The following is a 21,938-nucleotide window of genomic DNA, read 5'->3' as shown; positions in this document are numbered from 1 at the left end:
CGTGGCCATGCGCGGCCCGCCGCGCCCCGGAAACTCACGAACGGGTGAAGCGCACCTCCGGCCCGGCCCCGGCTACCCCGCCGTCAGCGCGCCCGTCAGATGGTCGTACGCCACGTGCGCGTGCAGCCGGACCCCGGTGACCAGGGTGTCGTCATCCGCGTAGAAGTGCGGGTTGTGGTTGGTGACCAGGCCGCGCCCGCCCTCGACGGGGACCGGACGCCCGGCCTCGTCCAGGGTCGCGTCCTGGACGCCCAGCATCACGTACAGGCCGCCGAAGCGGTTCACGAACTCGGACACGTCGTCGTAGCCGAGCGTCGCTCCGGTCTCCACGACCCGCTCCGCGCCGACGACCCTGCGCAGCGTCGGCAGGCCCGCCGCCACCCACGCGGCCGTGTTGTGCACCGGCGGCACCGGCTGGAGGTAGTCCACCGCGGCCGTGGCGCCGTACGCGGCGGCCGTGTGCTCGGCGAGCGTCGTGAGGCGCCGTCGGACCTCCGCCATGTCCGACTCGACCGCACAGCGGACGGTGCCCCACAGGGTGACGGTCTGGCCGATGATGTTGAAGCGGCCGACGTCCTCGACGTGCCCGATGGTGACGGTGACCGGATCGAAGGCGGAGACCTGGCGGTAGATCTGGCCGATCCCGGTGAGGATCGCCCCGGCCGCCGGCATCGGGTCGACGCCCTGCCACGGGGTGGAGCCGTGCACCTGCTTGCCGGTGATGACGATCCTGACGAGGGTGGAGGCGGCGTACTGGTTGCCGACGCGGTAGCCCACGTACCCCTTCGGATACGGCGTCACATGCATCCCGAACACCATCGTCGGCACGGGCCCGGCGAACGCGCCCGCCTCCACCATGGCCCGTGCCCCGCCCTCCTCCGTGACCGGCGGTCCCTCCTCGGCGGGCTGGAAGACGAACAGGACGGTGCCGGGGAGCCGTTCGCGCGCCCCGGCGAGCACGCTCGCCGCACCCATCAGCATCGCGGTGTGACAGTCGTGCCCGCACGCGTGCGACACCGGGAACGGGCCGCCGGGGTAGTCCGCGTCGACCGTCTCGGAGGCGAAGTCGACGCCGCACAGGTCCGGCACCGGCAGGGCGTCGAGGTCCGCGCGCAACGCGGCCGTCCGCGCCCCCGGCAGCCCGCCCCTGAGGACCCCGACCACCCCGTGACCGGCGATGCCGGTGCGTACCTCGTCCAGACCCAGGGAGCGCAGATGCCCGGCCACCCACGCGGCCGTCCGCTCCTCCCGGTTGGACAGCTCGGGATGCCGGTGCAGATGCCGCCGCCAGCCGATCACCCGCCCGGCCGTCCGCTCCGCGCTCCGGTCCAGCTCCGCGCGGACCCCCTCGTGGCCCTCGTCACGGGCCTCCTCGTGAACCGGTTCGGTGCTCACCACGGACGGGCCTCCGTCTCGACTCGGGGGAAGGACGTGCGCCCCCCAGACTGGCACGGCGGGCCCGCCCGTGCGCGGAGCAACGGGCCCGCCGGACGAGCGTCCCCGCGTGGGCCGCACGGGGAATCGCCCCCCCGCGTGGGCCGCACGGGCGCTTCGGCGTCACGCCCCCGGGAACACCGGCGTCGCGCGCTCGATGATCGCCGTCGTGTCCAGGCCCGGCGGGAGGGTGCCGAAGGCGATGCCCCAGTCCGCGTCGAGACGCGAGGCACAGAAGGCGTCGGCGACCGCCGGATGGCCGTGACGGACCAGCAGGGAGCCCTGGAGGACCAGCGCGAGCCGCTCGACCAGGCGACGGGCGCGGTACTGGAGGGCGGCCGGGTCGGCGAGATCGGCGAGGTCCTTGCGGAGGCGGGCGACGGCCGCGTCCAGGCGGCGGTCGGCGCCGGCCGCGCGGTCGACCTCGGCGAAGAAGGCCTCGACCGCCTCGGGCTGACGGGCCATCGCCCGCAGCACGTCGAGGGCCGCCACGTTCCCCGAGCCCTCCCAGATGGAGGGGAGCGGGGACTCGCGGTAGAGCCGGGGCAGGCCCGAGTCCTCGACGTAGCCGTTGCCGCCCAGGCACTCCAGCGCCTCGGCCGCGTGCGCGGGCGCCCGCTTGCACACCCAGTACTTGGTGACCGCGAGGCCCAGCCGGCGCAGCTGCTCCTCCTCCGCGTCGCCGGCCGCCGCTCGGTCCACGGCGCCCGCGAGCCGCAGCGCCGCGACCGTCGCCGCCTCCGCCTCCACCGCCAGGTCCGCGAGAACGTTGGTCATCAGCGGCTGGTCGACGAGGCGGGCGCCGAAGGCGCTGCGGTGACGGGCGTGGTGCACGGCCTGTACGAGACCCTGGCGCATTCCGGACGCCGAGCTGACGGCGCAGTCGAGCCGCGTCATGTTCACCATGCGGATGATGGTGGCGACGCCCCGGCCCTCCTCGCCCACGAGCCGGCCGAGCGCCCCCTCGTACTCGATCTCGCCGGAGGCGTTGGAACGGTTGCCCAGCTTGTCCTTCAGCCGCTGGAAACGGACCGCGTTGCGCGAGCCGTCCGGCAGCACGCGCGGCACGAGGAAGCAGGAGAGGCCCCCGGGAGCCTGCGCGAGGGTCAGGAAGACGTCCGACATGGGTGCCGAGGTGAACCACTTGTGCCCGGTCAGCGCGTACTCACCCGCCTCGCCCGTCGGAACGGCGCGGGTGGTGTTGGCGCGGACGTCCGAGCCGCCCTGCTTCTCGGTCATCGACATGCCGGCGATGATCCCGCGCTTGGCCGTGGGCACCCGCAGCCCGAAGTCGTAGTACGGGGAGGTCAGCAGCGGCTCGTAGATGGCGGCCAGCTCCGGCTCGGCGCGCAGGGCGGGCACGGCCGCGTACGTCATCGAGATCGGGCACAGGTGCCCCGGATCGGCCTGTCCCCACACGAACACCTTCGCGGCGCGCGCGACATGCGCGCCGGGCCGCCCGTCGGTCCAGGGCGCGCCGTGCAGACCGTGCCGCACGGCCACGCCCATCAGCTCGTGCCAGTACGGGTGGAACTCGACCTCGTCGACGCGGTGCCCGTACCGGTCGTGGGTGTGCAGGACGGGGGAGTGGCGCTCCGCGAGCCGGCCCCATTCCTGCGCCTGGTGGCCGCCCGCCAGCACTCCGAGCTCCCGGACGTCGTCCTCCGCCCAGCTCGCGCCCTCGCGGCGCAGCGCCTCCAGGAGCGCGGGGTCGGCCGAGACGTCGTGACCGGTGAGCGGAGGGACTTGGTTGGTGACCTCATGCGTGGTCGGCATCGGGTACTCCCAGGGCTCGCAGGGTGAAGGTGACCAGGGCGGGGACGGTGCCGGGCCCGACGGACCCCTCGGCGAGGGGCCCGACGAGCGCCTCCGCGCCCGCGCCGACGAGCGCGGAGGCGGTCAGCACGGCGTCCTGGGGAGGCAGTTCGCCGGCGCGTACGCCGGCCTCGATCCGTTCGGCGAAGACGTCGCGGAATGCCCGCCGGAAGACGAGCCGCTCGGCGTCGACGGCCGGATCGACCGGCTCCGCGAGCAGCGAGTAGGCCAGCCGCGGTGCCTTCAGGGCGCGGCTCGCGAAGGTCTCGATGACCGCGACCACCCGGTCGGCGGCCGTGCGGTGCGAGGAGAGCGCGGCGGCCTCGGAGACGGCGGCGACCTCACGTCGGACGACGGTCCGGAACAGCTCGACCGAGAGCTCGGCCTTGCTCGGGAAGTGGCGGTACACGCTGCCGGTGGCGATGCCCGCCCGCGTGGCGACGGCGGCCATGGTGCAGCCGGCGTAGCCGTGCTCGGCGAGCAGCCCGAGGCCCGCCTCGACGACGGCGGTGCGCTGTGCGTCGAGCCGGGCCTGGACGGCGGGCGTGCGTCGGTAGGGCATGGAAGGAGTGAAGCAGTGATTCACACCTTCAGCAAGAGCGACCGGGCGCGGCGCGGGCCGCGCCCGGTCGGGGGCGGCCCACGTCGTCGGGAGCGTCAGCCGGTGAAGATCTCCGTGACCGACCAGATCGCGAGCGCGGCCATGCACAGACCGCCGATGCGCTGCACCGTCTTCAACGGGACCCGCTTCGCGATGAACCGGCCGGCGACGAGCGCGAGCGCCGACACGGACATCAGGGCGGCGGCCGAGCCGATCGCGGTCGGCCACGTGCCGTTGGTGGCGGCGAGGTTGGCCGTGGTGATCTGGGTCAGGTCGCCCCATTCGCTGATGAACACGGCCATGAAGGCGGTGGAGAAGACGGGCCAGAAGCCGGTCACCGTGCCGCCGCCCGCGTCCTCCTCGTCCTCGTCGCCCCCGCCGCGCAGCAGCATGAACGCGCCGAAGGCGAACAGCAGGGCCGAGACGAGCTTGACGATCCAGTCGGGGAGGAGGCCGAGCAGGCTGCCCGCGCCGACGGCGATGGCCACATGGACGACGAAGGCGGTGGACGTGCCGAACCAGACGTACAGCGGACGCATGCGCGTGCCCATCGCGAGGGACGCGAACATCGTCTTGTCGGGTAGTTCGGCGAGGAAGATCAGCCCGAAGGCGGTGACGATCGCCAAGGGGTCGAGATGCATACCGGGGGCTCTCTGCTCGGACCGGGCCGGGACCGACACGGCGCCTCGGTGGGCGACGGGAGGACCACTCGGCCCGGCATGACGGACCACGCCCACAGGAATGCGGACGTGGCGGTGCTGCCTGGCCGAAGGTCTCGCCCGTCCGCGGCCGGTACGGCGGCGGACCCGGTCACCGGGAACCCGGGGGCTCCAGTGTGTCGACGACCGGTTCGCAGGGCTACTCCCCTTCGCTGCGGACCAGTGTAACGGACGGCGATCGACGATCTTCGTAGACAGTGTCTACAGCTGCTGGTAGAAGTGTGTAGACAGTGTCTACACCTGAACGAACGGACCGACCTCATGTCCAGGGACCCTTTGCCCGGCGACCCCGTAGCGGCCGAACCCGGACCGCCCGGACCCGATCCCGGGCCCGCCGATCCCCGGCCCGTGCCCGCCGAGGCCGGGCTCCGTGAACGGCTGGTCCGGGCCGGTGTCGAACTCGTCGACACCGAAGGCGCCCAGGCCCTCTCCCTCCGCGAGATCGCCCGCCGCGCCGGCGTCTCCCACGGAGCGCCCCGCCGCCACTTCCCGACCCACCTCGACCTGCTCTCGGCCATCGCACGCGAGGGTTTCCGCGAGCTCGCCGAGCGCACGGCGGCGGTGGACCGGGGCGAGGCGGAGGCCCGCGCCCGTGTCGAGGCCCTGGCCCGCGGCTATCTCGACTTCGCCCGCGCCCGCCCCGGCATGTACGAGCTGATGTTCCGCCACGACCTCCTGGAGAGCGGCCGGCTCGGACTGCGGGACACCAGCCTGCCGCTCTTCACCCGGCTCGCCGAGCTCGTCTCCCGGGCCCGCCCGGACACCGCCGATCCCGTCACGGCCGCCGGTGCCCTGTGGGCCAACCTGCACGGCATCGCCCAGCTCTGGCGCTGGGGCAGCCTGCGCCTCGCGACCGGCGCGGACGACGTGGCACCGCTGCTCGCCGCCGCCCTCGACGCCCACCTCGGGCCTGCGGCGGAGGCCCACCGGGGGGAGCGCCGATGAAGGGCACCGCCCTCCACCGCCCCTTCGCCCTCACCTGCAGCGTCGTCGGCGCCGCCGTGGTCGCCCTCGACGGCACCGTGCTGACCATCGCCCAGCCCGCGCTCCAACGCGACCTCGGCGCGGACACCGGCCAGGTGCAGTGGACCAGCACCGGCTACCTCGTCGCCGTGGCGAGCCTGCTCGTCTTCGCGGGCCGGCTCGGCGACCGCTACGGGCACCGCAGGCTGTTCGCCGTCGGCTGCCTCGGCTTCGCCGCCACCTCCGCCGGGATCGCGGCCGCGCCCGGGATCGGCTGGGTCATCGCCCTGCGCGTGGCACAGGGCGTGGCTGGCGCACTGCTCCAGCCCGCCACCCTCGGCATGCTGCGCGGCGCCTATCCGCCCGAGCGCCTCGGGATGCCCGTCGCCCTGCGCACCAGCGCCATCGGCCTCGCCGCGGCGGCCGGGCCGCTGATCGGCGGCGTCCTCGTCGACGCGTACGGCTGGCGCGCGGTGTTCCTCCTCGGCGTCGCCCCCACCCTGGCCGTCGCCCTCCTCTGCCTCGCCCTGCCGGGCACCCGCCGCTCCGCGCCGACTCCGGCGACCGAACCCGTGCCCCCGCCCGCCGCCGGGAGGGCGCCACGGAGCGGCTCTCCGGCAGAGCCGGGCCGCGCAGCCGGGCTCGTGCCCGTGCCCGTGGCGGCGGCCGGAGCCACGGGCACCGGGTCCGTGACCGAGCCTTGCGGCGGGCCTGCGGCGGCGACCGCCGGCACGCTCACCGGCCCCGTGACCGAGCCTCCCTCCGCACTCCCTGTCACCCCCGCCCGACCCGGGGGAGTCCGGGCGCTCGATCTGCCCGGGGCCTGTCTGCTCGGCCTCGCGCTCGCCTGCCTCGTGCAGGGGCTGGTGCACGGAGCCGTCGCCGGGGCGGTGCCCGCGTTCGTGGCGGCCGTGCTCGCGGGGGCCGCGTTCCTGCGGCACGAGCGGCGGGCCCCGTCGCCGTTGCTGCCCCCGGACATGCTGCGGCCCGGGCCGGTCGCCGCCGGACTCGGGGCGCTGCTCGCCGCCTCGGCCGCCCTGTCCGGCACCCTCTTCACCGCCACCTACCTGTTCCAGGACACCCTCGGGCTCGACCCGTTGGCCACCGCCCGGCGCATGGTGCCGCTCGCCCTGCTCATGGTGGTCGGGGCGCCGGTCAGCGCCGTGCTCAAGAAGCGCCTCGGGGCGCGTCGCACCGCCACCGGCGGAGCCGTCCTGCTCGCCGTCGGGGTGCTGCTGCTCGCCAGGCCCGAGGTGACCGCCTCCGCCCTCGCCACGGGCGCCTGCGCCGCCCTCATCGGCGCCGGGTTCGGGGCCGTCATGGTGACGGCCACCTCCGTCGTGGTGCACCGGGCGGCCGAGGAGCACGCGGGGGTGGCCGGGGGGCTCCAGCAGACCGCCATGAACACCGGCCCCGTCCTCGGCGTGGCCCTGGCGACCCTGCTCCTCCCGTCCGGCACCGCCCTGCCGGTCCTCGCCGCCGTCGCCGCGCTCGCCGTACCCGTCGCCCTCGCCCTGCCGGGGCCGCCGCGGGGCGCGGACACGCCAGCGGGGCCGTAACGTCCGCGTCCGCCCCCACCTCGTACGTACGATCACGAAATGCCCACCGGTGGTTCCCGTCTCCCCGCCGCGCCGGGGACGCGCGCCCAGTTCAACCTCGGCCTCGCGCTGCCCTTCCTGGCCCTCTCCCTCGTCGTGGTGGCCGACCTCATCACCTCGGAGGGGCAGCACTTCGACCGGCTCCTCGTCATCGGTCCCGCCCTCGCCGCCATCACCTGGAGCGTCCGCGGCACCCTCGCCATCGGAGTCCTCGCGATGGGGCTGCGGCTCGTGCTGGCCGTGGCGCAGGGCGACCCGGCCCAGGACACCGTCGCCGCCGAGCTGGTGCTCGCCGCCGTCATCGCCGCCGCCGTCTGGGTCAGCCAGGTCCGCACCCGCTACGACCGCGACCTGCGCGAGGTCACCGCCGTCGCCGAGGTGGTCCAGCGGGTGCTGCTGCGCCCGCTCGCCCCCCGGATCGGCGGAGTCGACCTCCACCTGCTGTACGTCTCCGCCGCCGCCAAGGCCCGGATCGGGGGCGACTTCTACGAGGCCGTCCAGGTCCCGGGCGCCGTCCGCGTGATGCTCGGCGACGTCCAGGGCAAGGGCCTCGGCGCGGTCGAGACCGCCTCGGTGCTGCTCGGCGCCTATCGCGCCGCCGTCACCGAGGCGCCCGACCTCGCCGCGCTGGCCGACCGCCTCGAAGAGGGCCTGGAGCGGTACGGGGCGTGGGACCCCGACTCCGACGCCGCCGAACGCTTCGCCACCGTCCTGCTCCTGGAAATCCCCGACGACCGGGACGTCGTACGACTCCTCAGCTGTGGCCATCCCGCACCGCTGCTCCAGCACGGCGGCCGGGTGCGCCCTGTCCCGCTCACCGATCCCTCCCTTCCGCTCAACCTCGCCGGACTGTGCGCCTCCCGGCACCGTGTCGAGGAGGTTCCCTTCCTGGCCGGGGACCGGCTGCTGCTCTTCACCGACGGGGTCAGCGAGACCCGCGACCGCGCCGGAGTGTTCTACCCCCTGGAGGAGCGGATGCTCGACTGGACCGCCGAGCCCGGCGACCGCGTCCTGCCGCTGCTCCACCGCGACCTCGCCTCCTACGGAGTGAACGGCCTCGACGACGACGTCGCCGCCCTGCTCGTCGTACGACCGCCGGAACCGGCCGCCGCGTCCGAGCCGGCCGCTCCGGCGCCCCGGAGGTAACGGCCCCGACCCACTTCAAACGCGGGAAACCGGGCAACCGGTGTCGCCCCTGCCCCGGTCGGGTGTCTCACGCGCCCTTCACGCGCTCTCTGGTGGCTCTGTCCTCCATGGGCCACGCTTGCTGACCGTGCGCCGGCCGTCCGCAATGCGGACGCGCTCCCGGCAGGCCGCCGTACGAAGAAGCGCCGGACCAGACGAGAGGAACGGGTGCACGTGCCCGACGACCACGCCTTCAGCTCGTTCATCAGCGGGCCCCTCACCGACGCCGACGTCGCCCGCGTGGCCGACCACGGCATCTGGGGGCCCGACGGGACGCTCGACCCGGACGCCGCCCGGCTCGGCCGGACCCTGGCCGCCGCCCTGGCGGACGAGACCCGATCGGACCTGCTGACCGACGAACTCGCCGAGCTCGTCACCCGGGTGAGAGCGATCGCCGTCCCCGCCTTCCCCCGCGTCGAGACCACCGACGGCATCCGCCTCTCCGCCTTCACCCTCCGGCAGCTCGCCCCCGGCCCGCACCCGCTCGTCGTGATGCCGGCCGGCTGGACGCCGCTCGGCTGGTCGCTCTTCATGTACGCGTACCTGACCCTGGCCGCCAAGGGCTACCACGTCATCGCGTACACGCCCCGCGGCCTCGGCATCAAGGGTCTGCCCTCGACCTCCCCCGGTTTCATCGACGTCGCGGGACCCCACGACTGGGCCGACGGCTCGGCCGTCATCGACCACGCCGTCGAGCACTTCGCGCCCAGCACCATCGGGTTCATGGGCGAGTCGTACGGCTCCGGCATCAGCCAGCTGGTGGCCGCCCACGACGATCGGGTCCAGGCCGTCGTGGCCCTCAGTACCTGGGGCAACCTCGCCGACTGCCTCTACGGCAACGACGTGCGGCACATCGCCGCGGTGGCCGCGCTGCTCCGGCTGACCGGCGGCCCGGCCGAGGAGAAGTTCGACGGGAGGAACCGCGCGATCCTCGCCGACTTCCAGGCGGGCACGAACATGCCGGCCGTGGCGGACTGGGGGATTCTGCGCTCGCCGCAGTCCTACCTCGACCTGACCAACGAGAACGGGACGCCCACCTTCTTCTCCCACACCTGGCACGAGGGCCTGTTCGCGGCCAACCAGGTCGTGGACACCTTCGAAGGGCTCCGCGTGCCGAAGCGGCTCAACATGTGGATCGGCGACCACGCCGTCCCCGAGGGCAGCGGCCTCGTCGCGCCGCCCGCCAGGCCCGGCGACGTCAACATCCCCCTGCAGGAGGCGTACGCCTGGCTGGACCACCACCTCAAGGGCGAGCGGAACGGGGTCGAGGACTGGCCCGAGGTCAGCAACCAGATCATGTTCACGTACCGGACGGTCCCGGTCCGCGACCCCGAGTCCGGGCGGCCGGTCGGCGAGCACTGGATCGTCGAACCCGCGCGGCGCGAGTCCCACGCCCGCTGGAGCGACGTCACCACCGGCATCGAACTGCTCGCCCTGACGGCCGGCGGCGCGGGCGGGGCCGACGGGGCCCTCGTCCCGGTGGACGCCGTCGGAGCCGATGCCGCCGGAGCCGACGCGGGCAGGGTGGACGGCGGTGGGGCGGAACCGAGCTGGGAGAGGGCCTTCATCGCGGGCGTGGACACCGAGGCCACCGCGATGGACGCCCTCATGGAGACCGGCCAGGCCGAGTGGTCCGGCAATCCGAAGACCTACGACACCCGGAAGTTCGACCGCACCCACGCCCTGGTCTGGACGACCGCGCCCCTGACCGGGCCGGCCGGGAGCACCGCCGCCCGCCGGGTGCGGGGCATTCCGAGGCTGAGCCTGACCGTCCGCTCCACGGCCCGCTCGGCCACCCTCGTCGCCCACCTCTTCGACGTCGCCGAGGACGACACGGCCCGGATCATCACCCACGAGCCGCTCAACCTCGACGAACTGACGCCGGGCCAGGACCGGGAGGTCTCCTGGCGGTTGCAGGCCGCCGCGTACGACATCCCCGAGGGCCACCGGCTGATGCTGGTGATCGACAGCAAGGACCCGCTCTACGGGGACGTGTCGGTGGTCTGGACGCAGACCGTCGTCTCGTCGTCCGAGGGGGCGGCGGCGGTCCTCGAACTGCCGCTGGGCTGAGCGCCCGCCCGGCAAGGGGGGCCGGGCGGGACGTTCCCGCCCGGCCCCCGCCGCCCCGGGCGCTCGTGGGCGCCCGGAGGGCGGGACGGGTCAGACCGGCGACCGCAGGCCCAGGTGCTCGCGCAGCGTCGTCCCCGTGTACGCCGTCCGGTACGCCCCGCGCTCCTGGAGCTCCGGGACCAGCAGGTCCACGATGTCGTCCAGACCGTCCGGGATCAGATAGGGCGAGATGTTGAACCCGTCGATCGCGCCGTGCCGCGCGAAGCGGGTGAAGGTGTCGGCGAGCCCCGACGCCGTACCCACGTGCCCGCGCTGCGGCCCCAGCTCGATCACCGTCTCCCGCAGCGACCAGCCGTTCGCCTCGGCCTTCGCCCGCCACTCGGCGACCACGGCCCGCGGATCGGAGATCCGCGACGAGCCGAAGGCACCGGTGTTCTCCACAACCACAGGGTCCTCGGCGGGCAGCGGCCCGTCGGCGTCGCGCTCGGACAGGTCCAGGTTCCACAGCCGGCCCGCGACGGCCAGGGCCGTCGCCGGGGTGACCTGCTCGGACCGGACCCAGCGCGCCTTCTCCTCGGCCTCCTTCTCGGTCGCCCCGATGATGATCTCGGTGCCCGGCAGGATGCGCAGCGCGTCCTCCGGCCGGCCTGCCGCACGCAGCCGGCGCCGGATGTCCTCGGCGAACGCCAGGGCGTCGTCGAAGTCCTGGCCGTGCGCGGAGAAGATGACGTCCGCGTGGCGCGCCGCGAAGTCCCGGCCCTCCGACGAGTCACCGGCCTGGAAGATCACCGGGTGCCCCTGCCGGCTGCGCGGCACTGTCGGCGCCAGATCCACGTCGAAGTGCGGCCCCGCGGCCCGCACCCGGCCGATCGTGCCCGGCACGGACCAGCTGCGGGCGTCGGCGGAGTCGGCCACCGCGCCCTCCGCCCAGCCGTCCCAGATCGCGCGGGCCACCGTCAGGAAGTCCTCGGCGCGGCGGTAGCGGTCCGCGTGGTCGAGGAAGCCGCCGCGCCGGAAGTTGGCGCCGGTCCAGGCGTTGTCGGTGGTCACGACGTTCCAGCCGGCCCGGCCGTCCGACAGCAGATCGAGACCCGCGAGCCGGCGGGCGAGGTCGCCCGGTTCGTTGAAGGTCGTGTTGGACGTCGAGACCAGCCCGATCCGATGGGTGACGGCGGCCAGCGCGGACAACTGCACGAGCGAGTCGGGGCGCCCGGCGACGTCCAGCTCGTGGATCTTCCCGCCGGTCTCGCGCAGCCGGAGTCCGTCACCGAGGAAGAAGGCGTCGAAGAGGCCGCGTTCGGCGGTCTGGGCGACCCGGCGGAAGGAGGCCGGGTCGATCTGCGAGCCGCTCTCCGGAGCGGACCAGACGGTCCAGTGGTTGACGCCCTGGAAGAAGACACCGAAGTGGAGGCGCGCGTCGGGGCGGGGGACGTCGTACGGGTCGGTGGCGGTCATCGGTCCCCGTCCCGGGCGGTCGTGGTGGCGGTCACGGTCGTGGTGGCGGTCCTGCCGGTCGCGCCGGTCGTGGCGGCGGCGAAGCGGCTGTCGGGCCGGGGGAGTCCGAGCGAGGTACGGAGCGTGGCGCCCGGCAGCGGGCGGGCGGCCACCCGCCGGACGAACAGCTCGGGCAGGACCAGGCGGGAGAGCACCGCCAGGTCCTCGTCAAGGACCAGCGGATGCAGCCGCACTCCGTCGACGACGCCGCTCAGCTCCTCCAGGAGGTCGGCGAGCCCGTGCGCGGAACCGGTGTAGCGCAGCCGGCCGGGCGGCCGTCCCGGCGCCGTGTCCCAGCCGGCGTACCGCTCCAGGTCGGCGATCCGTCCGTCCGCCGACTCGCCCGGGGTGTCCAGGGCCACCTCGATCTCGGCGAAGGCCAGCGGCGCGCCGGAGACGGCGGCCGCCTCGCCGAGGAGCGCGGGGGAGGAGCCCTCGACCAGGGCGACGTCGACGAGGTCCGGCGGGACGAGACCCGAGGGTGCGAGGACCACGGGCCTGCCCTGTGGCGGGCGGGGCACGATCGCCGGACCCTTCACGCTGTAGGTCTCGCCGGCGAAGTCGACGGGATGCAGCCGCTCGCGGTCCAGGTAGCGGCTCGTGGCGACGGAGCGGATGACGGCGTCGTCCTCCCATGAGTCCCACAGGTCCCGGACCACCCGGAGCCCGTCCACGGCCTCGCGGCGCAGCGCCGCCGTGCCCTCCACCGGGGGCCTGCCCCAGGCGCGGGCGGCCTGGGGGCCTTCCTCCACGCCGACGACCCAGCCGGCCCGGCCGGCCGAGACGTGGTCGAGCGAGGCGATCCGGGTGGAGACGTGGAACGGCTCGGCGTAGGTGGTCGCGACGACGGGGGCCACCCCGAGCACGCTCGTGGACGCGGCGATGAACGCGGCCCGTTCCACGGCCCCGATCCGCCCCGCCGGCCCGCCCGAGGCGGCGGAGCCGGGCGGCAGGATGTCGTCGTCCAGTGTGACCAGGGTGAAGCCCGCGTTCTCGGCGACGGCCGCGACCTTGGCGGCCCGACGCGGTGTCAGCAGCGTTCCGGGATCGTGCGCGGCCCGGCGCCAGGCGGCGGGATGCGCACCGTCGCCGTCGATCTCGACGGCCAGGTGCAGGGCGGGATGAGGCATGGAAGGTCCTTCAGAGGGGCTGGGGCGACACGGCAGGCCCTCGCCCGGCGCGCTACGGCGACACGACGGCATCCCGACAGAGCCGCACGGCGACACGGCGACACGGCGGTACGGCGATGGGGCGGTCGGACGCGGGATCGGCGGATGCGCGGGCGGGCGACGACCCGCCACCGCGGCGCGAGGGCGCGGCGGCGAGGCGGGGATCAGCGCGCGGAAGGACAGATGGCGGAGGCGGTGCGGCAGAAGTCGACATGCCGCCGGCAGCTCAGCAGCGCTCCGCTCGGCACGTCACGACGGCCGCTGCGCGGCACGGCGATCGGTGCGTCCATGGGGAGCCTCCACCAGGTCCGGAACGGAACGCCTCAGCTTAGGCAGCGGCCGTCACGGAATGTCAAGGGGCGGCGGGGGCGCCGAGGCCGACGAACGGGCCCTGGACGACGGCACGTTGGAGGGAGCCGCCGCCCGTGCGGCCCCCGCCCCCCGGCGCCCGGCGGGCCCATGGGCGCGGGCCGCGGGGGCAGGAACGGGGAGCCCATGGGCGCGGGCCGGGACCGGGGGCCGGTTCAGCCGCGGCCGTGACGGGGCCGGTTCAGCAGCGGCCGTGACGGGCCGGTTCAGCCGCGGACCGCGAAGGGGGCAGGTTCAGACCCGGTAGGGCGTGTTCGCCTCGGCCCAGTCGGCCAGGGCCCGCGCGCACTCGGCGACCGACTCGCGCCAGCTGCGGGCCGCGCCCTCACCGGCCTCGTCGCTCACGTGCTTCACCATCCGCAGCGGCACCCCGGCGAGCCCGGCGGCTGTCGCGAGCGCGTACCCCTCCATGTCCACGAGGGCGGCCCGCAGGGCGAGCCGCTCCCGCGCCGCCTCGTCCGAGATGAACGCGTCACCGGTCGCGAGCACCACGTCGCCGCCGGCCGGCAGGGTGAGCGGCGCCCCGTAGGTCTCGCCGGTGAGGGTGGCGAGCAGTTCGCCGTCGAGATCGTGCTGGACCACCGTGCCGACGACATGCGTCCCCGTCCAGCCGGGGCGCAGCGCACCCGCCGTGCCCAGGTTGACGACCTCGCGGGGGCGCGGCCCGCGGGCGAGGACCGTGGCGAGCGCCGTCGCCGCGTTGACCTTGCCCATCCCGGTCAGCAGCACCGGCAGGTCGGTGTCGAGGTGCTGCGCCTCCTCCTTGACCGCCAGGACGAGCAGGGGACGGTCGGCGGTGATCTCACCCATGAGTTCCATGCGGGCCACGCTACCCGGTGCGCCGGGATCGGCCCTGATCAGGCGGCATGATCGACCGGAAACCCGCCATGGCCGGGCGCCCTCTAGACCGGGAGCAGCCGGCCGATCAGCTCGGCGAGCTGCCGTGCGTTGCGGCAGGGGCGCATGTCCACCAGCTCCGCGTAGGCGTGGGCGACGGAATCGCCGGTGGACCACAGCGCGGGCTGTTCCGGGTTGAGCCAGTACACCCGGCGGGCCCGGTCCGCGACCCGCCGCAGCGCCGGCAGGTTGGGGTCGCTGTGATTGGTGCGGGCGTCGCCGAGCACGAACACGACGGTCCGGGGGCCCAGCGCGTCGGCGTACCGCTCGGCGAACTCGCCGAGGGCCGTCCCGTAGTCGCTCTGCCCGTGCCAGCCGGTGAGCGTCGCCTCGGCGAGGATCCGCTCGCCGAGTCCCGCCGGGTCGGCGGACCTGTCCCGGGCCACCAGGTCCGTCACCTCGTCGACCCGGTTGACGAAGGCGAAGACGCGCACCCGGCTGAACTGGTCGTGCAGCGCCCGCACCAGCAGCATCGTGAAGTGGGCGAAGCCCGCCACCGAGCCGGACACGTCGCAGAGCAGGACCAGCTCGGGCCGCCCCGGCCGGCGCCGCCGCAGCACGGGCCGCACCGGCACGCCTCCGGTCGACAGCGATCGCCGCAGGGTGCGCCGAAGGTCGATCTCCCCGCGCGCGGCCCTGCGCCGCCGCGCCGCGTGCCGGGTCGCGAGCCTTCGGGCGAGCGGCCGCACCGTGCGCCGGAGCTCGTCGAGCTGGGCCCGCCCGGCCAGCAGGAAGTCCACCCGGTCCGGGGTCGCGGCGACGGCCCGCAGCGCCACCCGCTCACGACCCTGCCGCTCGGCGACCCGGCGCCGAGCCTCGGTCCGTACCCGCTCCCGGAAGTCCTCGACGCGCCGCCGTATCTCGTCGTCGGTCAGCCGGTCCGTGAACTCCGGCTCCGGCCCGGCGCCCTCCCGCAGCAGCGCGCGGACCCGGGCGAGCAGCGTCTCGGGCCGGAGCCGGGACAGCGTCCGGTACGAGGACCAGCCGTCCGAGCCGGGCGACGAGCCGTATCCGCCGAGCCCGCCGACGGCCTCGCCCGCCAGCTGGTTCAGTGCCGTGTCGTCACCCGCGGCGAGCGCGGCGGCCAGCCGGTCGCGCAGCCGGGCCAGGGTGGTCGCCGGATCCTCGCCGGACGGCGGCCCCGACGGTGGCCCCGCCCCCTCCGCCCGCCCCTCGGCGAGCGGGAAATAGAGGTCGAAGACGCGGTCGAAGACCCTTCGCTGCGGCTCGCCGTGCAGCAGGGTCGCGGCGAGCGCCTCGCGCATCCGCTCCCGGTCGTCGAAGCCGACGGCCTCCAGGGCGAGGCCGGCGTCGACGGTCTCGCCCGTGCCGACGCCGACGCCGTGCGCCCGCAGCGCCCGCACCAGACCGGTGACCCGGTCCGCGACCCCCTCGACAGCCGCGGTCACACCGTGTCCAGGTCGAGCTTGGCCGCGGCCTTGTGGATGTCCTCCTGGTGCTTGAGGATCACCCCGAGGCTGTCCCGCACGACCGCCTCGGACAGCGTGTCCGCGCCGAGCGCGAGCAGCGTGCGGGCCCAGTCGACGGTCTCCGCGACCGAGGGCGCCTTCCGCAGGTCCATCGCCCGCAGGGCGCCGACGACCCGCACCACCGACGCGGCCAGGGCCTCGTCGATGCCCGGCACCTTGCTCCGTACGATCCGGCGCTCCAGCTCCTCCTCGGGAAAGCCGATGTGGAGGAAGAGGCAGCGGCGGCGCAGCGCCTCGGAGAGCTCGCGGCTCGCGTTGGAGGTGAGCACGACGAAGGGACGGCGGGTGGCGGTGATGGTCCCCAGCTCGGGCACGGTCACCTGGAAGTCGCCGAGCACCTCCAGGAGCAGCCCCTCGATCTCCACGTCGGCCTTGTCGGTCTCGTCGACGAGCAGCACGGTCGGCTCCTCGGAGCGGATCGCCGTGAGCAGCGGGCGGGAGAGCAGGAACTCCTCGCCGAAGATGTCGGTGCGGGTCTCGTCCCAGCTCTCGTTCCGGCCCGCGGTGATCCGCAGCAGCTGCTTGGCGTGGTTCCACTCGTACAGCGCGCGGGCCTCGTCGACGCCCTCGTAACACTGGAGCCGCACCAGACGCGCCCCCGCGACCTCGGCGACCGCCTTGGCCAGCTCCGTCTTGCCCACTCCGGCGGGCCCTTCGACCAGCAGCGGCTTGCCCAGCCGGTCGGCGAGGAACACCGCGGTGGCGACGGCGGGCGAGGCCAGATAGCCGGTCCGGGCGAGACGGGCGGTGACGTCGTCCACGGAGCTGAAGTACCCGGTCGTCATTGCTGGTCCCCCGGAGGTGCGCGGTCACATCGGTTACTCGCCAGTAGGCGCAGCGTACCGGTCGGTACGCCGGTCGGCCACGGCTCCGCGTGACCGCCTTGCGTGAGGGCTACCGGCACATCTCGAAGATCTCGTCCTCGAAGTCCGGGAACTCGGCGGCCGCGGCCTTGACGACCTCCGCCGCCGACCGGCGTGAAGCGGCGCCCCCGTGCGCTTCGGCGACGGCGGCCAGATCCGCGCTCGGGCGCGGCGGGCGCCGCTCGGACCAGACGAAGTCCGTCGGCCCGTAACCGTCCGCGAGCAGCCAGAGGAACCCGGTGAGGTCCTGGGAGAGCACCACGGCCTCGCCCTCCGAGCCGAGGAACACCACCGGCTGCTCCACCAGGGGCCGGCCCGGACGAACCCGCCGGAAGGCCACCTGGCCGCCGGTGCCGTCCATGCCGAACGGGAGGAACGCGTCTCCGTCGAGCTCCTGGTTCCCCGTCCAGGCGCGTATCCACTCCGTGGTCTCCTCGGCGCTCGGAAAGGCCGCGTACGGCTCGTAGTCCACGCCGTCACCGCCGGCGTGGTCGAAGGAGATCCCGGCCACGGCGGCGAGGGCCTCGGGGAAGGTGCGGTCGTCCGTGTCGATCATGCCCGCAACCGTAGCGCCGCCCACTGACAACGCGGTGGCTCCGCCCCGGTCCCCGCACGTCTCCGGTCAGGGGGGTGCCCCGCGCGGGGCGGGCGGGGCGCTGATGGAATGGGGGTGAGGCGAACGGCGGTGGAGGCGCGGTGGCGGAGCGAGCTGGGGAGCGGTCCTGGCCGGAGGGGGAGTACGAGGCCGTCCTCGCCCGGCTCGACGCGCTGGAGCACGCCGCAGCCGAGATCGGCACCCGCCTCGACGAACGGGTCATCTGCGCCGAACTGGTCGGGTTCCTGGTGCGCCGGGTCGCCGAGGCCGCGGCCGTCGACCTCCATCCGGCGGAGGACGGCACAACCGGTATCGGCACACCCGGTATCGGCCCGCCCGGCGCGGGCGCGCCTGGCGCCGGGACGTCCGCCGCGGCCGGCGTGAGCGCGCTCCTGACCGGATCGGACGCCGTCGGCGGCCCGGAGGACACGGGCGGGCCGATCGAGACCACCAGCTCCATCGACCCCACCGGCCCCATCGACCCCACCGGCCCCATCGACCCCACCGGCTCCAGCGGCTCCAGCGGTACGGGAGGCCCTCTCGGCCCGAACGGGATCGAGGTCCTGACGCTGCCGCTCCTGACCCGGACCGGAAAGGAACTGGGCCGGGTACGGATGGCCCGGGCCGCCGGGGGCTTCTCCGCGCACGACACCGCCGTGGCCGCCCACGCCGTGCGGCTCGCCGCCCTGCACCTCGGACACGCGCGCCGGCTGGCCGCCACCGAGGCCACCGCCCTGCATCTGCAGCGCGCTCTGGTCGCCGAGCCCGGGCGCCCGCACCCCAATCTGGAGATCGCCGGCCGCTATCTCCCGGCCGGGCCGCGCACCCTGGTCGGCGGCGACTGGTTCGAGACGGTGCGGCTCCACTTCGGACGCAGCCTGCTGGTGGTCGGTGACGTGATGGGCCATGGCCTGGACGCCGCCGTGGACATGAACGCCTATCGCGGCGCGCTGCGCGAGGTGGCCGCCACCGATCTGCCGCCGCACCGGGTGCTGCGTCACCTCGACGCCGTCGTGGCCGACGACGAGGGCCGGCGCCCCGCCACGTGTCTGCTGGTCCAGATCGACCCGGGGCGGCGGACCGCGACGTTCGCCAGCGCGGGCCATCTGCCGCCGGTCGTCTTCGCCGCCGACGGCTCCGCCGAACTGGTCGACCTGCCCGTCGGCCCGCCGCTCGGCACCGGCCTCGGCGGCTACGAACCTGCGGTGCGCACCCTCACCCCGGCCGACACCCTGCTGCTGTTCACCGACGGGCTCGTCGAGCGGCGCGGCGAGGACATCGACCACTCGCTGGCCCGGCTCGCCGCGCTGCGGCTGCCGGCCGGATCCGGGCCGGAGGCGGTCGTCGACGAGGTGCTGCGCGGGCTCGACGCGCACACGGCCGAGGACGACGTCGCGGTCCTCGCGGCGCGGGTGCGCGAACGTCCCGTGGCGTGAAGCGAATCGACGGTTTCACGCCTCGGCGGGATTCTTTCCGCAGGACGCTTGTGCAGGTCCCCGAGGAGCGGCAGGCTCCTCGGTATGAACACAGCCAGGCACGCCAGTGAACGCCTGATGAGCTGGCCCTCGCTGATCGCCGACCGCGCGGCCTGCGGCGCCGAGCTCGGACTGCGCACCGCGACGCAGCAGATCGTGCACTTCCACGGTGACCACGAAGCCGACGTCCACCTCACCCGCGCCATGATCGCCCGGATCCGGCCGGCCCTCCTCGGATCGAGCGCGCTGAGACTGCGCGCCGGTTCGGGCTGGGTGACGGTCCGTCTGGACACGGGCTCGGACATCGATCTGCTGGCGACCCTGGTGAGCGCCGCTCTCCAGGCCACCGGCGACCCGTACCCCGGCGACGACCTCGCCCCCGACCACTGCACCCGCACCGGGCGCCCCTTCGTCTGTTCCTGACCCCCGCTGCCACCACCGGACCCTCGCCGGGCGGTCACCTGGTCCCGTCGGCCGTTCAGGCCACGGGGAAGAGCATGCAGGTGCTGGTGGCGTGGCCGAGCAGCCGGTCCTGCGCGTCGTACAGTCCCGCCTCGGCGAGTGCCGTACGGCGTCCCCTGCTCAGGACCGTGCCGATCGCGCGGATCTTGCCCGTCTCCACGGTGATCGGGCGGAGGAAGCGCGTCGACAGATCGAGCGAGGTGTACGCCATGCCCTGCGGGAGGGTCGAGTGCACCGCGCACCCGGCCGCCGAGTCCAGCAGCGTCGCGTACATCCCGCCGTGCACGCTGCCGATCGGGTTGTAGTGCTCCTCGCCCGGCTCGAAGCCGAACACGGCCCGGCCGTCCTCCACCTCGTCCAGGGTGAAACCGAGCAGGGCGCCGATGGGGGCGCCGGGCAGCCGGCCCGCGGCGATCTCGCGGAGGAAGTCCAGACCCGCCATCGTTCCCGCGGCGCCCGCGGTGGCCGCCGCGTCCTGCCAGTGCACCGTCCGTGACCGCTCCATCGCCGCTTCCCTCCGCCGGGGCCCTGTGCCCGTGATCTGACTTCGAAGATCGAAGCTAGATGGCTCGTCGGCTGACTGTCAACGCCGAAGCCAGCTGGCTACAGTGGGACGATGCAGTACCTGGAGATGGACACCGAGAACTGCCCGGTCCGCCGCACCCTCGATGTGGTGGGCGAGAAGTGGTCCCTGCTGATCCTGCGGGACGCCTTCAACGGGGTGCGCCGTTACGACGACTTCCGCCGCCACCTCGGGCTCTCCGAGGCCGTCCTCGCCGACCGGCTCCGCAAACTCGTCGCCGCCGGCATCCTGCGCGTCGAGCCCTACCGCGAACCCGGCGCCCGGACCCGCTCCCAGTACCGCCTCACCTCCAAGGGCCGCGACCTCTGGCCCGTGCTCCTCGCCCTCAAGCAGTGGGGGGACACCCATGCCGCGGATCCCGCCGGCACCCCGCTCGACATCCGCCACGATGACTGTGGCGCCCCGGTCAGGGTCGAGGTCGTCTGCGGCGGTGAGGACCACGTGGTCCTCACCCCCTACGAGGTGACCGTCCGCTCCGGCCCCGGCGCCCGGCCCCGCGCGAGCTGAGGCGCCCCGACCCCGTACGCGGGGAGCGTGACCGCCTCTGCACCCGTTCGGCGGCATGCCGGACGGGTTCGGCCCACCGGCGGGTACTCGACGAGGCATGCCCCCCACTTCCGGGCCGCCGCACGGCGGTGCCCCTACCGAGCACGGACACTGGTTCCACCGGCTCCACATGCGCGTCCTGGCCTCACCGGTCGGACTCACCTGGAACCGGGGGCGCGAGATGGAACTCATGCACCGCGCCATGGGGTTCGCGGCGCTCAGCCTGCTCACCCTCGTGCCCCTCCTCATCGTGGTCGCCGCCGCCGACCTCGCCAGCGGCCAGGGCTTCGCCCGCTGGCTCATCCAGGGCCTCGGCGTCTCCGAGGTCTCCCAGGAGGAGGTCGAGCAGCTCTTCGGGAAGCCGGGGCAGGCACTCCAGCGCACCACCGCCTTCGGCCTCGCCGCGCTCGCCGCCTTCGGCGTCACCTTCGGATCGGCCGTCCAGACCGGCTACGAACGCGTCTGGGACCTGCCCACCGCCCGCTGGCACACCATGTGGCGGCACGTCGTCTGGCTCGCCGTCCTGGTCGCCGCCCTCCTCCTCTTCGTCGCCACCCCGGCCCCCGCGCGCTCCCCGGCCGTGGTCACCGTCCTCATCGCCCTCGGCGACGTCACCGGCACCTTCCTCTTCTTCTGGTGGTCGCAGCGCTTCCTGCTCTGCGGCCGCATCCGCTGGCGGGCCCTCCTGCCCGGATCCCTGCTCACCGCCGTCGGCCTCCTCGGGCTGCGGATCTTCTCGCAGTTCGTCTTCTCCCCCCTCATCGCCTCCAACGCCGTCACCTACGGCCAGTTCGGCACCGTCCTCGTCCTGCAGTCCTGGCTCGTCGGCGTCGGCTTCGTCGTGTACGGGGCCGCCCTCGTCGGACGTCTCGTCCACGAACAGCTCGTGCTGCGACGGCTGGACCGCGACCCGCACGAGACCGGCCACCCGCGCCCCGGGGCGCACTGAGGAGGGGCGGCGACCGCCCCGAGGGGGGTCGCCGCCCCATGGGCGGGTGGGGTCAGCGGCAGACGGGTGCCGGGTGGGCGACATCGAGCACGAGGCGCTCGGGGTGGTGCAGGACGAAGGTCTTGTAGGCGGGCTTGGTGTCGAAGGCCGCTCCGATGGTGACCACACCCTCGAAGTCGCCGGTGAGGGCGACGCCCTTGAGCGTGGGGAGGTAGATCTTGAGCAGCCGGGGTCCCTGGTACACGGACCGGCCGGACTCGTCGTGGGCGGTGGCGGGCGAGAGCCTGATCTCCAGGAAGTACTTCCCGGCGAGCGGCACCTTGTTGCCCGAGCCGTCGTAGCGCAGCTCCTTGACCTGCTTGACGCTCACCGGGGGCACCGTGCCCCGGACGTCGATCACGAGCCGGTCGAAGGTGGAGTGGCCGCCCCAGCGGACGTTGACGACCTGGGCCATGGCCGGGGCGGTCGTGGTGGTCGTCGTGGCGGAGGGGGTGGCCGTGGCACCCGCGGGGACCGTGGCGCCGATCCCGGCGGTGAGAAGGATTCCCGCGGCCGCGGCCGCGAGGGTCTGACGGTGAAGCATGGCGTCCCCCGGACTCGTTCTGGGTGGGGACAGTGGTGTCACTGGGAGAGACATCCGCCTCGGCCGGATGGTTCCGCC

Annotated in this window: 21 protein-coding genes; 8 read left to right on the top strand and 13 right to left on the bottom strand. The window is 74.5% G+C overall.

The genetic code is table 11. The features are described 5' to 3' along the window. Positions 1-72 precede the first annotated feature (72 nt). The 4 genes from ACFY7C_RS01775 to ACFY7C_RS01760 form a co-directional block, all read right to left on the bottom strand. Positions 73-1,395, bottom strand: coding sequence for an amidohydrolase (locus tag ACFY7C_RS01775; RefSeq protein WP_389642165.1), 1,323 nt, complete (start codon positions 1,393-1,395; stop codon positions 73-75). A gap of 162 nt (positions 1,396-1,557) precedes the next feature. Then, on the bottom strand, positions 1,558-3,210 hold the full coding sequence (locus tag ACFY7C_RS01770) for an acyl-CoA dehydrogenase family protein (protein WP_389642162.1): 1,653 nt from the start codon (positions 3,208-3,210) through the stop codon (positions 1,558-1,560). Then, entirely contained in the window at positions 3,194-3,811 is a 618-nt protein-coding gene (locus ACFY7C_RS01765) for a TetR/AcrR family transcriptional regulator (RefSeq protein WP_389642158.1), read from the bottom strand. The genes ACFY7C_RS01770 and ACFY7C_RS01765 overlap by 17 nt, the downstream gene beginning before the upstream one ends. Positions 3,812-3,906: 95 nt before the next feature. Then, positions 3,907-4,491 (bottom strand): TMEM165/GDT1 family protein, encoded by a 585-nt coding sequence (locus tag ACFY7C_RS01760; protein WP_389642157.1) that lies wholly within the window; start codon positions 4,489-4,491, stop codon positions 3,907-3,909. Positions 4,492-4,830: 339 nt separating this feature from the next. Between ACFY7C_RS01760 and ACFY7C_RS01755 the strand changes: the two genes are divergently transcribed. The 4 genes from ACFY7C_RS01755 (at position 4,831) to ACFY7C_RS01740 (ending at position 10,385) form a co-directional block, all read left to right on the top strand. After that, positions 4,831-5,514, top strand: coding sequence for a TetR/AcrR family transcriptional regulator (locus ACFY7C_RS01755; protein WP_389642155.1), 684 nt, complete (start codon positions 4,831-4,833; stop codon positions 5,512-5,514). Beyond that, complete coding sequence (locus tag ACFY7C_RS01750) at positions 5,511-7,091, top strand: MFS transporter (protein WP_389642153.1); 1,581 nt, start codon at positions 5,511-5,513, stop codon at positions 7,089-7,091. The genes ACFY7C_RS01755 and ACFY7C_RS01750 overlap by 4 nt, the downstream gene beginning before the upstream one ends. A 39-nt stretch (positions 7,092-7,130) precedes the next feature. Next, positions 7,131-8,276, top strand: a complete 1,146-nt coding sequence (locus ACFY7C_RS01745; RefSeq protein WP_389642150.1) for a PP2C family protein-serine/threonine phosphatase — start codon at positions 7,131-7,133, stop codon at positions 8,274-8,276. Between the two features lie 213 nt (positions 8,277-8,489). Beyond that, positions 8,490-10,385, top strand: coding sequence for a CocE/NonD family hydrolase (locus ACFY7C_RS01740; RefSeq protein ID WP_389642147.1), 1,896 nt, complete (start codon positions 8,490-8,492; stop codon positions 10,383-10,385). Between the two features lie 90 nt (positions 10,386-10,475). Here the strand turns inward: ACFY7C_RS01740 and ACFY7C_RS01735 are convergent, their stop codons facing one another. The 7 genes from ACFY7C_RS01735 to ACFY7C_RS01705 form a co-directional block, all read right to left on the bottom strand. Beyond that, complete coding sequence (locus ACFY7C_RS01735) at positions 10,476-11,840, bottom strand: NtaA/DmoA family FMN-dependent monooxygenase (protein ID WP_389642144.1); 1,365 nt, start codon at positions 11,838-11,840, stop codon at positions 10,476-10,478. Next, complete coding sequence (locus ACFY7C_RS01730) at positions 11,837-13,009, bottom strand: LLM class flavin-dependent oxidoreductase (protein ID WP_389642141.1); 1,173 nt, start codon at positions 13,007-13,009, stop codon at positions 11,837-11,839. The genes ACFY7C_RS01735 and ACFY7C_RS01730 overlap by 4 nt, the downstream gene beginning before the upstream one ends. A 203-nt stretch (positions 13,010-13,212) precedes the next feature. Next, a complete protein-coding gene (locus ACFY7C_RS01725; protein ID WP_389642139.1) occupies positions 13,213-13,338 on the bottom strand; it encodes a hypothetical protein in 126 nt (41 codons plus the stop codon). A 313-nt stretch (positions 13,339-13,651) separates the two neighbouring features. Continuing rightward, the gene (locus ACFY7C_RS01720) at positions 13,652-14,236 is read right to left on the bottom strand and encodes a nucleosidase (protein ID WP_389642136.1); all 585 of its coding nucleotides are present in this window, start codon (positions 14,234-14,236) and stop codon (positions 13,652-13,654) included. Positions 14,237-14,319: 83 nt separating this feature from the next. After that, on the bottom strand, positions 14,320-15,723 hold the full coding sequence (locus tag ACFY7C_RS01715; protein ID WP_389642133.1) for a VWA domain-containing protein: 1,404 nt from the start codon (positions 15,721-15,723) through the stop codon (positions 14,320-14,322). Further along, on the bottom strand, positions 15,720-16,589 hold the full coding sequence (locus ACFY7C_RS01710) for an AAA family ATPase (protein WP_389642130.1): 870 nt from the start codon (positions 16,587-16,589) through the stop codon (positions 15,720-15,722). Before ACFY7C_RS01710 ends, ACFY7C_RS01715 begins: the two co-directional genes overlap by 4 nt. A gap of 109 nt (positions 16,590-16,698) precedes the next feature. Further along, a complete protein-coding gene (locus ACFY7C_RS01705) occupies positions 16,699-17,223 on the bottom strand; it encodes an SMI1/KNR4 family protein (protein WP_389642127.1) in 525 nt (174 codons plus the stop codon). A gap of 140 nt (positions 17,224-17,363) precedes the next feature. On the opposite strand from ACFY7C_RS01705, the gene ACFY7C_RS01700 reads away from it, so the two are divergent. Together ACFY7C_RS01700 and ACFY7C_RS01695 are read left to right on the top strand one after the other, a co-directional pair. Further along, positions 17,364-18,698, top strand: a complete 1,335-nt coding sequence (locus ACFY7C_RS01700; protein WP_389642124.1) for a PP2C family protein-serine/threonine phosphatase — start codon at positions 17,364-17,366, stop codon at positions 18,696-18,698. A gap of 84 nt (positions 18,699-18,782) precedes the next feature. Further along, positions 18,783-19,160, top strand: coding sequence for a luciferase family protein (locus ACFY7C_RS01695; protein ID WP_389642122.1), 378 nt, complete (start codon positions 18,783-18,785; stop codon positions 19,158-19,160). A 55-nt stretch (positions 19,161-19,215) separates the two neighbouring features. Here the strand turns inward: ACFY7C_RS01695 and ACFY7C_RS01690 are convergent, their stop codons facing one another. Beyond that, on the bottom strand, positions 19,216-19,704 hold the full coding sequence (locus ACFY7C_RS01690; RefSeq protein ID WP_389642119.1) for a PaaI family thioesterase: 489 nt from the start codon (positions 19,702-19,704) through the stop codon (positions 19,216-19,218). A 111-nt stretch (positions 19,705-19,815) separates the two neighbouring features. Between ACFY7C_RS01690 and ACFY7C_RS01685 the strand changes: the two genes are divergently transcribed. Together ACFY7C_RS01685 and ACFY7C_RS01680 are read left to right on the top strand one after the other, a co-directional pair. Continuing rightward, complete coding sequence (locus ACFY7C_RS01685) at positions 19,816-20,289, top strand: winged helix-turn-helix transcriptional regulator (RefSeq protein WP_389642116.1); 474 nt, start codon at positions 19,816-19,818, stop codon at positions 20,287-20,289. 97 nt (positions 20,290-20,386) lie between these two features. Next, on the top strand, positions 20,387-21,277 hold the full coding sequence (locus ACFY7C_RS01680) for a YhjD/YihY/BrkB family envelope integrity protein (RefSeq protein WP_389642113.1): 891 nt from the start codon (positions 20,387-20,389) through the stop codon (positions 21,275-21,277). A gap of 52 nt (positions 21,278-21,329) precedes the next feature. On the opposite strand, the gene ACFY7C_RS01675 is transcribed toward ACFY7C_RS01680, so the two are convergent. Next, a complete protein-coding gene (locus ACFY7C_RS01675; RefSeq protein ID WP_389642111.1) occupies positions 21,330-21,860 on the bottom strand; it encodes a hypothetical protein in 531 nt (176 codons plus the stop codon). Positions 21,861-21,938: the final 78 nt, after the last annotated feature.

Source organism: Streptomyces sp. NPDC012769, from assembly GCF_042901205.1.
Lineage (GTDB): Bacteria > Actinomycetota > Actinomycetes > Streptomycetales > Streptomycetaceae > Streptomyces.
The sequence above is the reverse complement of the archived record's forward strand: the minus strand, read 5'-3'. Positions and strand labels throughout refer to the sequence as shown.

What these genes read in the sequence shown, in the direction of transcription:
- ACFY7C_RS01735 (WP_389642144.1), bottom strand. Translation starts at nt 11,840, where the DNA reads ATGACCGCCACCGACCCGTACGACGTCCCCCGCCCCGACGCGCGCCTC.
- ACFY7C_RS01725 (WP_389642139.1), bottom strand. Translation starts at nt 13,338, where the DNA reads ATGGACGCACCGATCGCCGTGCCGCGCAGCGGCCGTCGTGACGTGCCG.
- ACFY7C_RS01675 (WP_389642111.1), bottom strand. Translation starts at nt 21,860, where the DNA reads ATGCTTCACCGTCAGACCCTCGCGGCCGCGGCCGCGGGAATCCTTCTC.
- ACFY7C_RS01710 (WP_389642130.1), bottom strand. Translation starts at nt 16,589, where the DNA reads ATGACGACCGGGTACTTCAGCTCCGTGGACGACGTCACCGCCCGTCTC.
- ACFY7C_RS01680 (WP_389642113.1), top strand. Translation starts at nt 20,387, where the DNA reads ATGCCCCCCACTTCCGGGCCGCCGCACGGCGGTGCCCCTACCGAGCAC.
- ACFY7C_RS01750 (WP_389642153.1), top strand. Translation starts at nt 5,511, where the DNA reads ATGAAGGGCACCGCCCTCCACCGCCCCTTCGCCCTCACCTGCAGCGTC.
- ACFY7C_RS01765 (WP_389642158.1), bottom strand. Translation starts at nt 3,811, where the DNA reads ATGCCCTACCGACGCACGCCCGCCGTCCAGGCCCGGCTCGACGCACAG.
- ACFY7C_RS01685 (WP_389642116.1), top strand. Translation starts at nt 19,816, where the DNA reads ATGCAGTACCTGGAGATGGACACCGAGAACTGCCCGGTCCGCCGCACC.
- ACFY7C_RS01745 (WP_389642150.1), top strand. Translation starts at nt 7,131, where the DNA reads ATGCCCACCGGTGGTTCCCGTCTCCCCGCCGCGCCGGGGACGCGCGCC.
- ACFY7C_RS01690 (WP_389642119.1), bottom strand. Translation starts at nt 19,704, where the DNA reads ATGGAGCGGTCACGGACGGTGCACTGGCAGGACGCGGCGGCCACCGCG.
- ACFY7C_RS01695 (WP_389642122.1), top strand. Translation starts at nt 18,783, where the DNA reads ATGAACACAGCCAGGCACGCCAGTGAACGCCTGATGAGCTGGCCCTCG.
- ACFY7C_RS01730 (WP_389642141.1), bottom strand. Translation starts at nt 13,009, where the DNA reads ATGCCTCATCCCGCCCTGCACCTGGCCGTCGAGATCGACGGCGACGGT.
- ACFY7C_RS01755 (WP_389642155.1), top strand. Translation starts at nt 4,831, where the DNA reads ATGTCCAGGGACCCTTTGCCCGGCGACCCCGTAGCGGCCGAACCCGGA.
- ACFY7C_RS01705 (WP_389642127.1), bottom strand. Translation starts at nt 17,223, where the DNA reads ATGATCGACACGGACGACCGCACCTTCCCCGAGGCCCTCGCCGCCGTG.
- ACFY7C_RS01720 (WP_389642136.1), bottom strand. Translation starts at nt 14,236, where the DNA reads ATGGAACTCATGGGTGAGATCACCGCCGACCGTCCCCTGCTCGTCCTG.
- ACFY7C_RS01770 (WP_389642162.1), bottom strand. Translation starts at nt 3,210, where the DNA reads ATGCCGACCACGCATGAGGTCACCAACCAAGTCCCTCCGCTCACCGGT.
- ACFY7C_RS01760 (WP_389642157.1), bottom strand. Translation starts at nt 4,491, where the DNA reads ATGCATCTCGACCCCTTGGCGATCGTCACCGCCTTCGGGCTGATCTTC.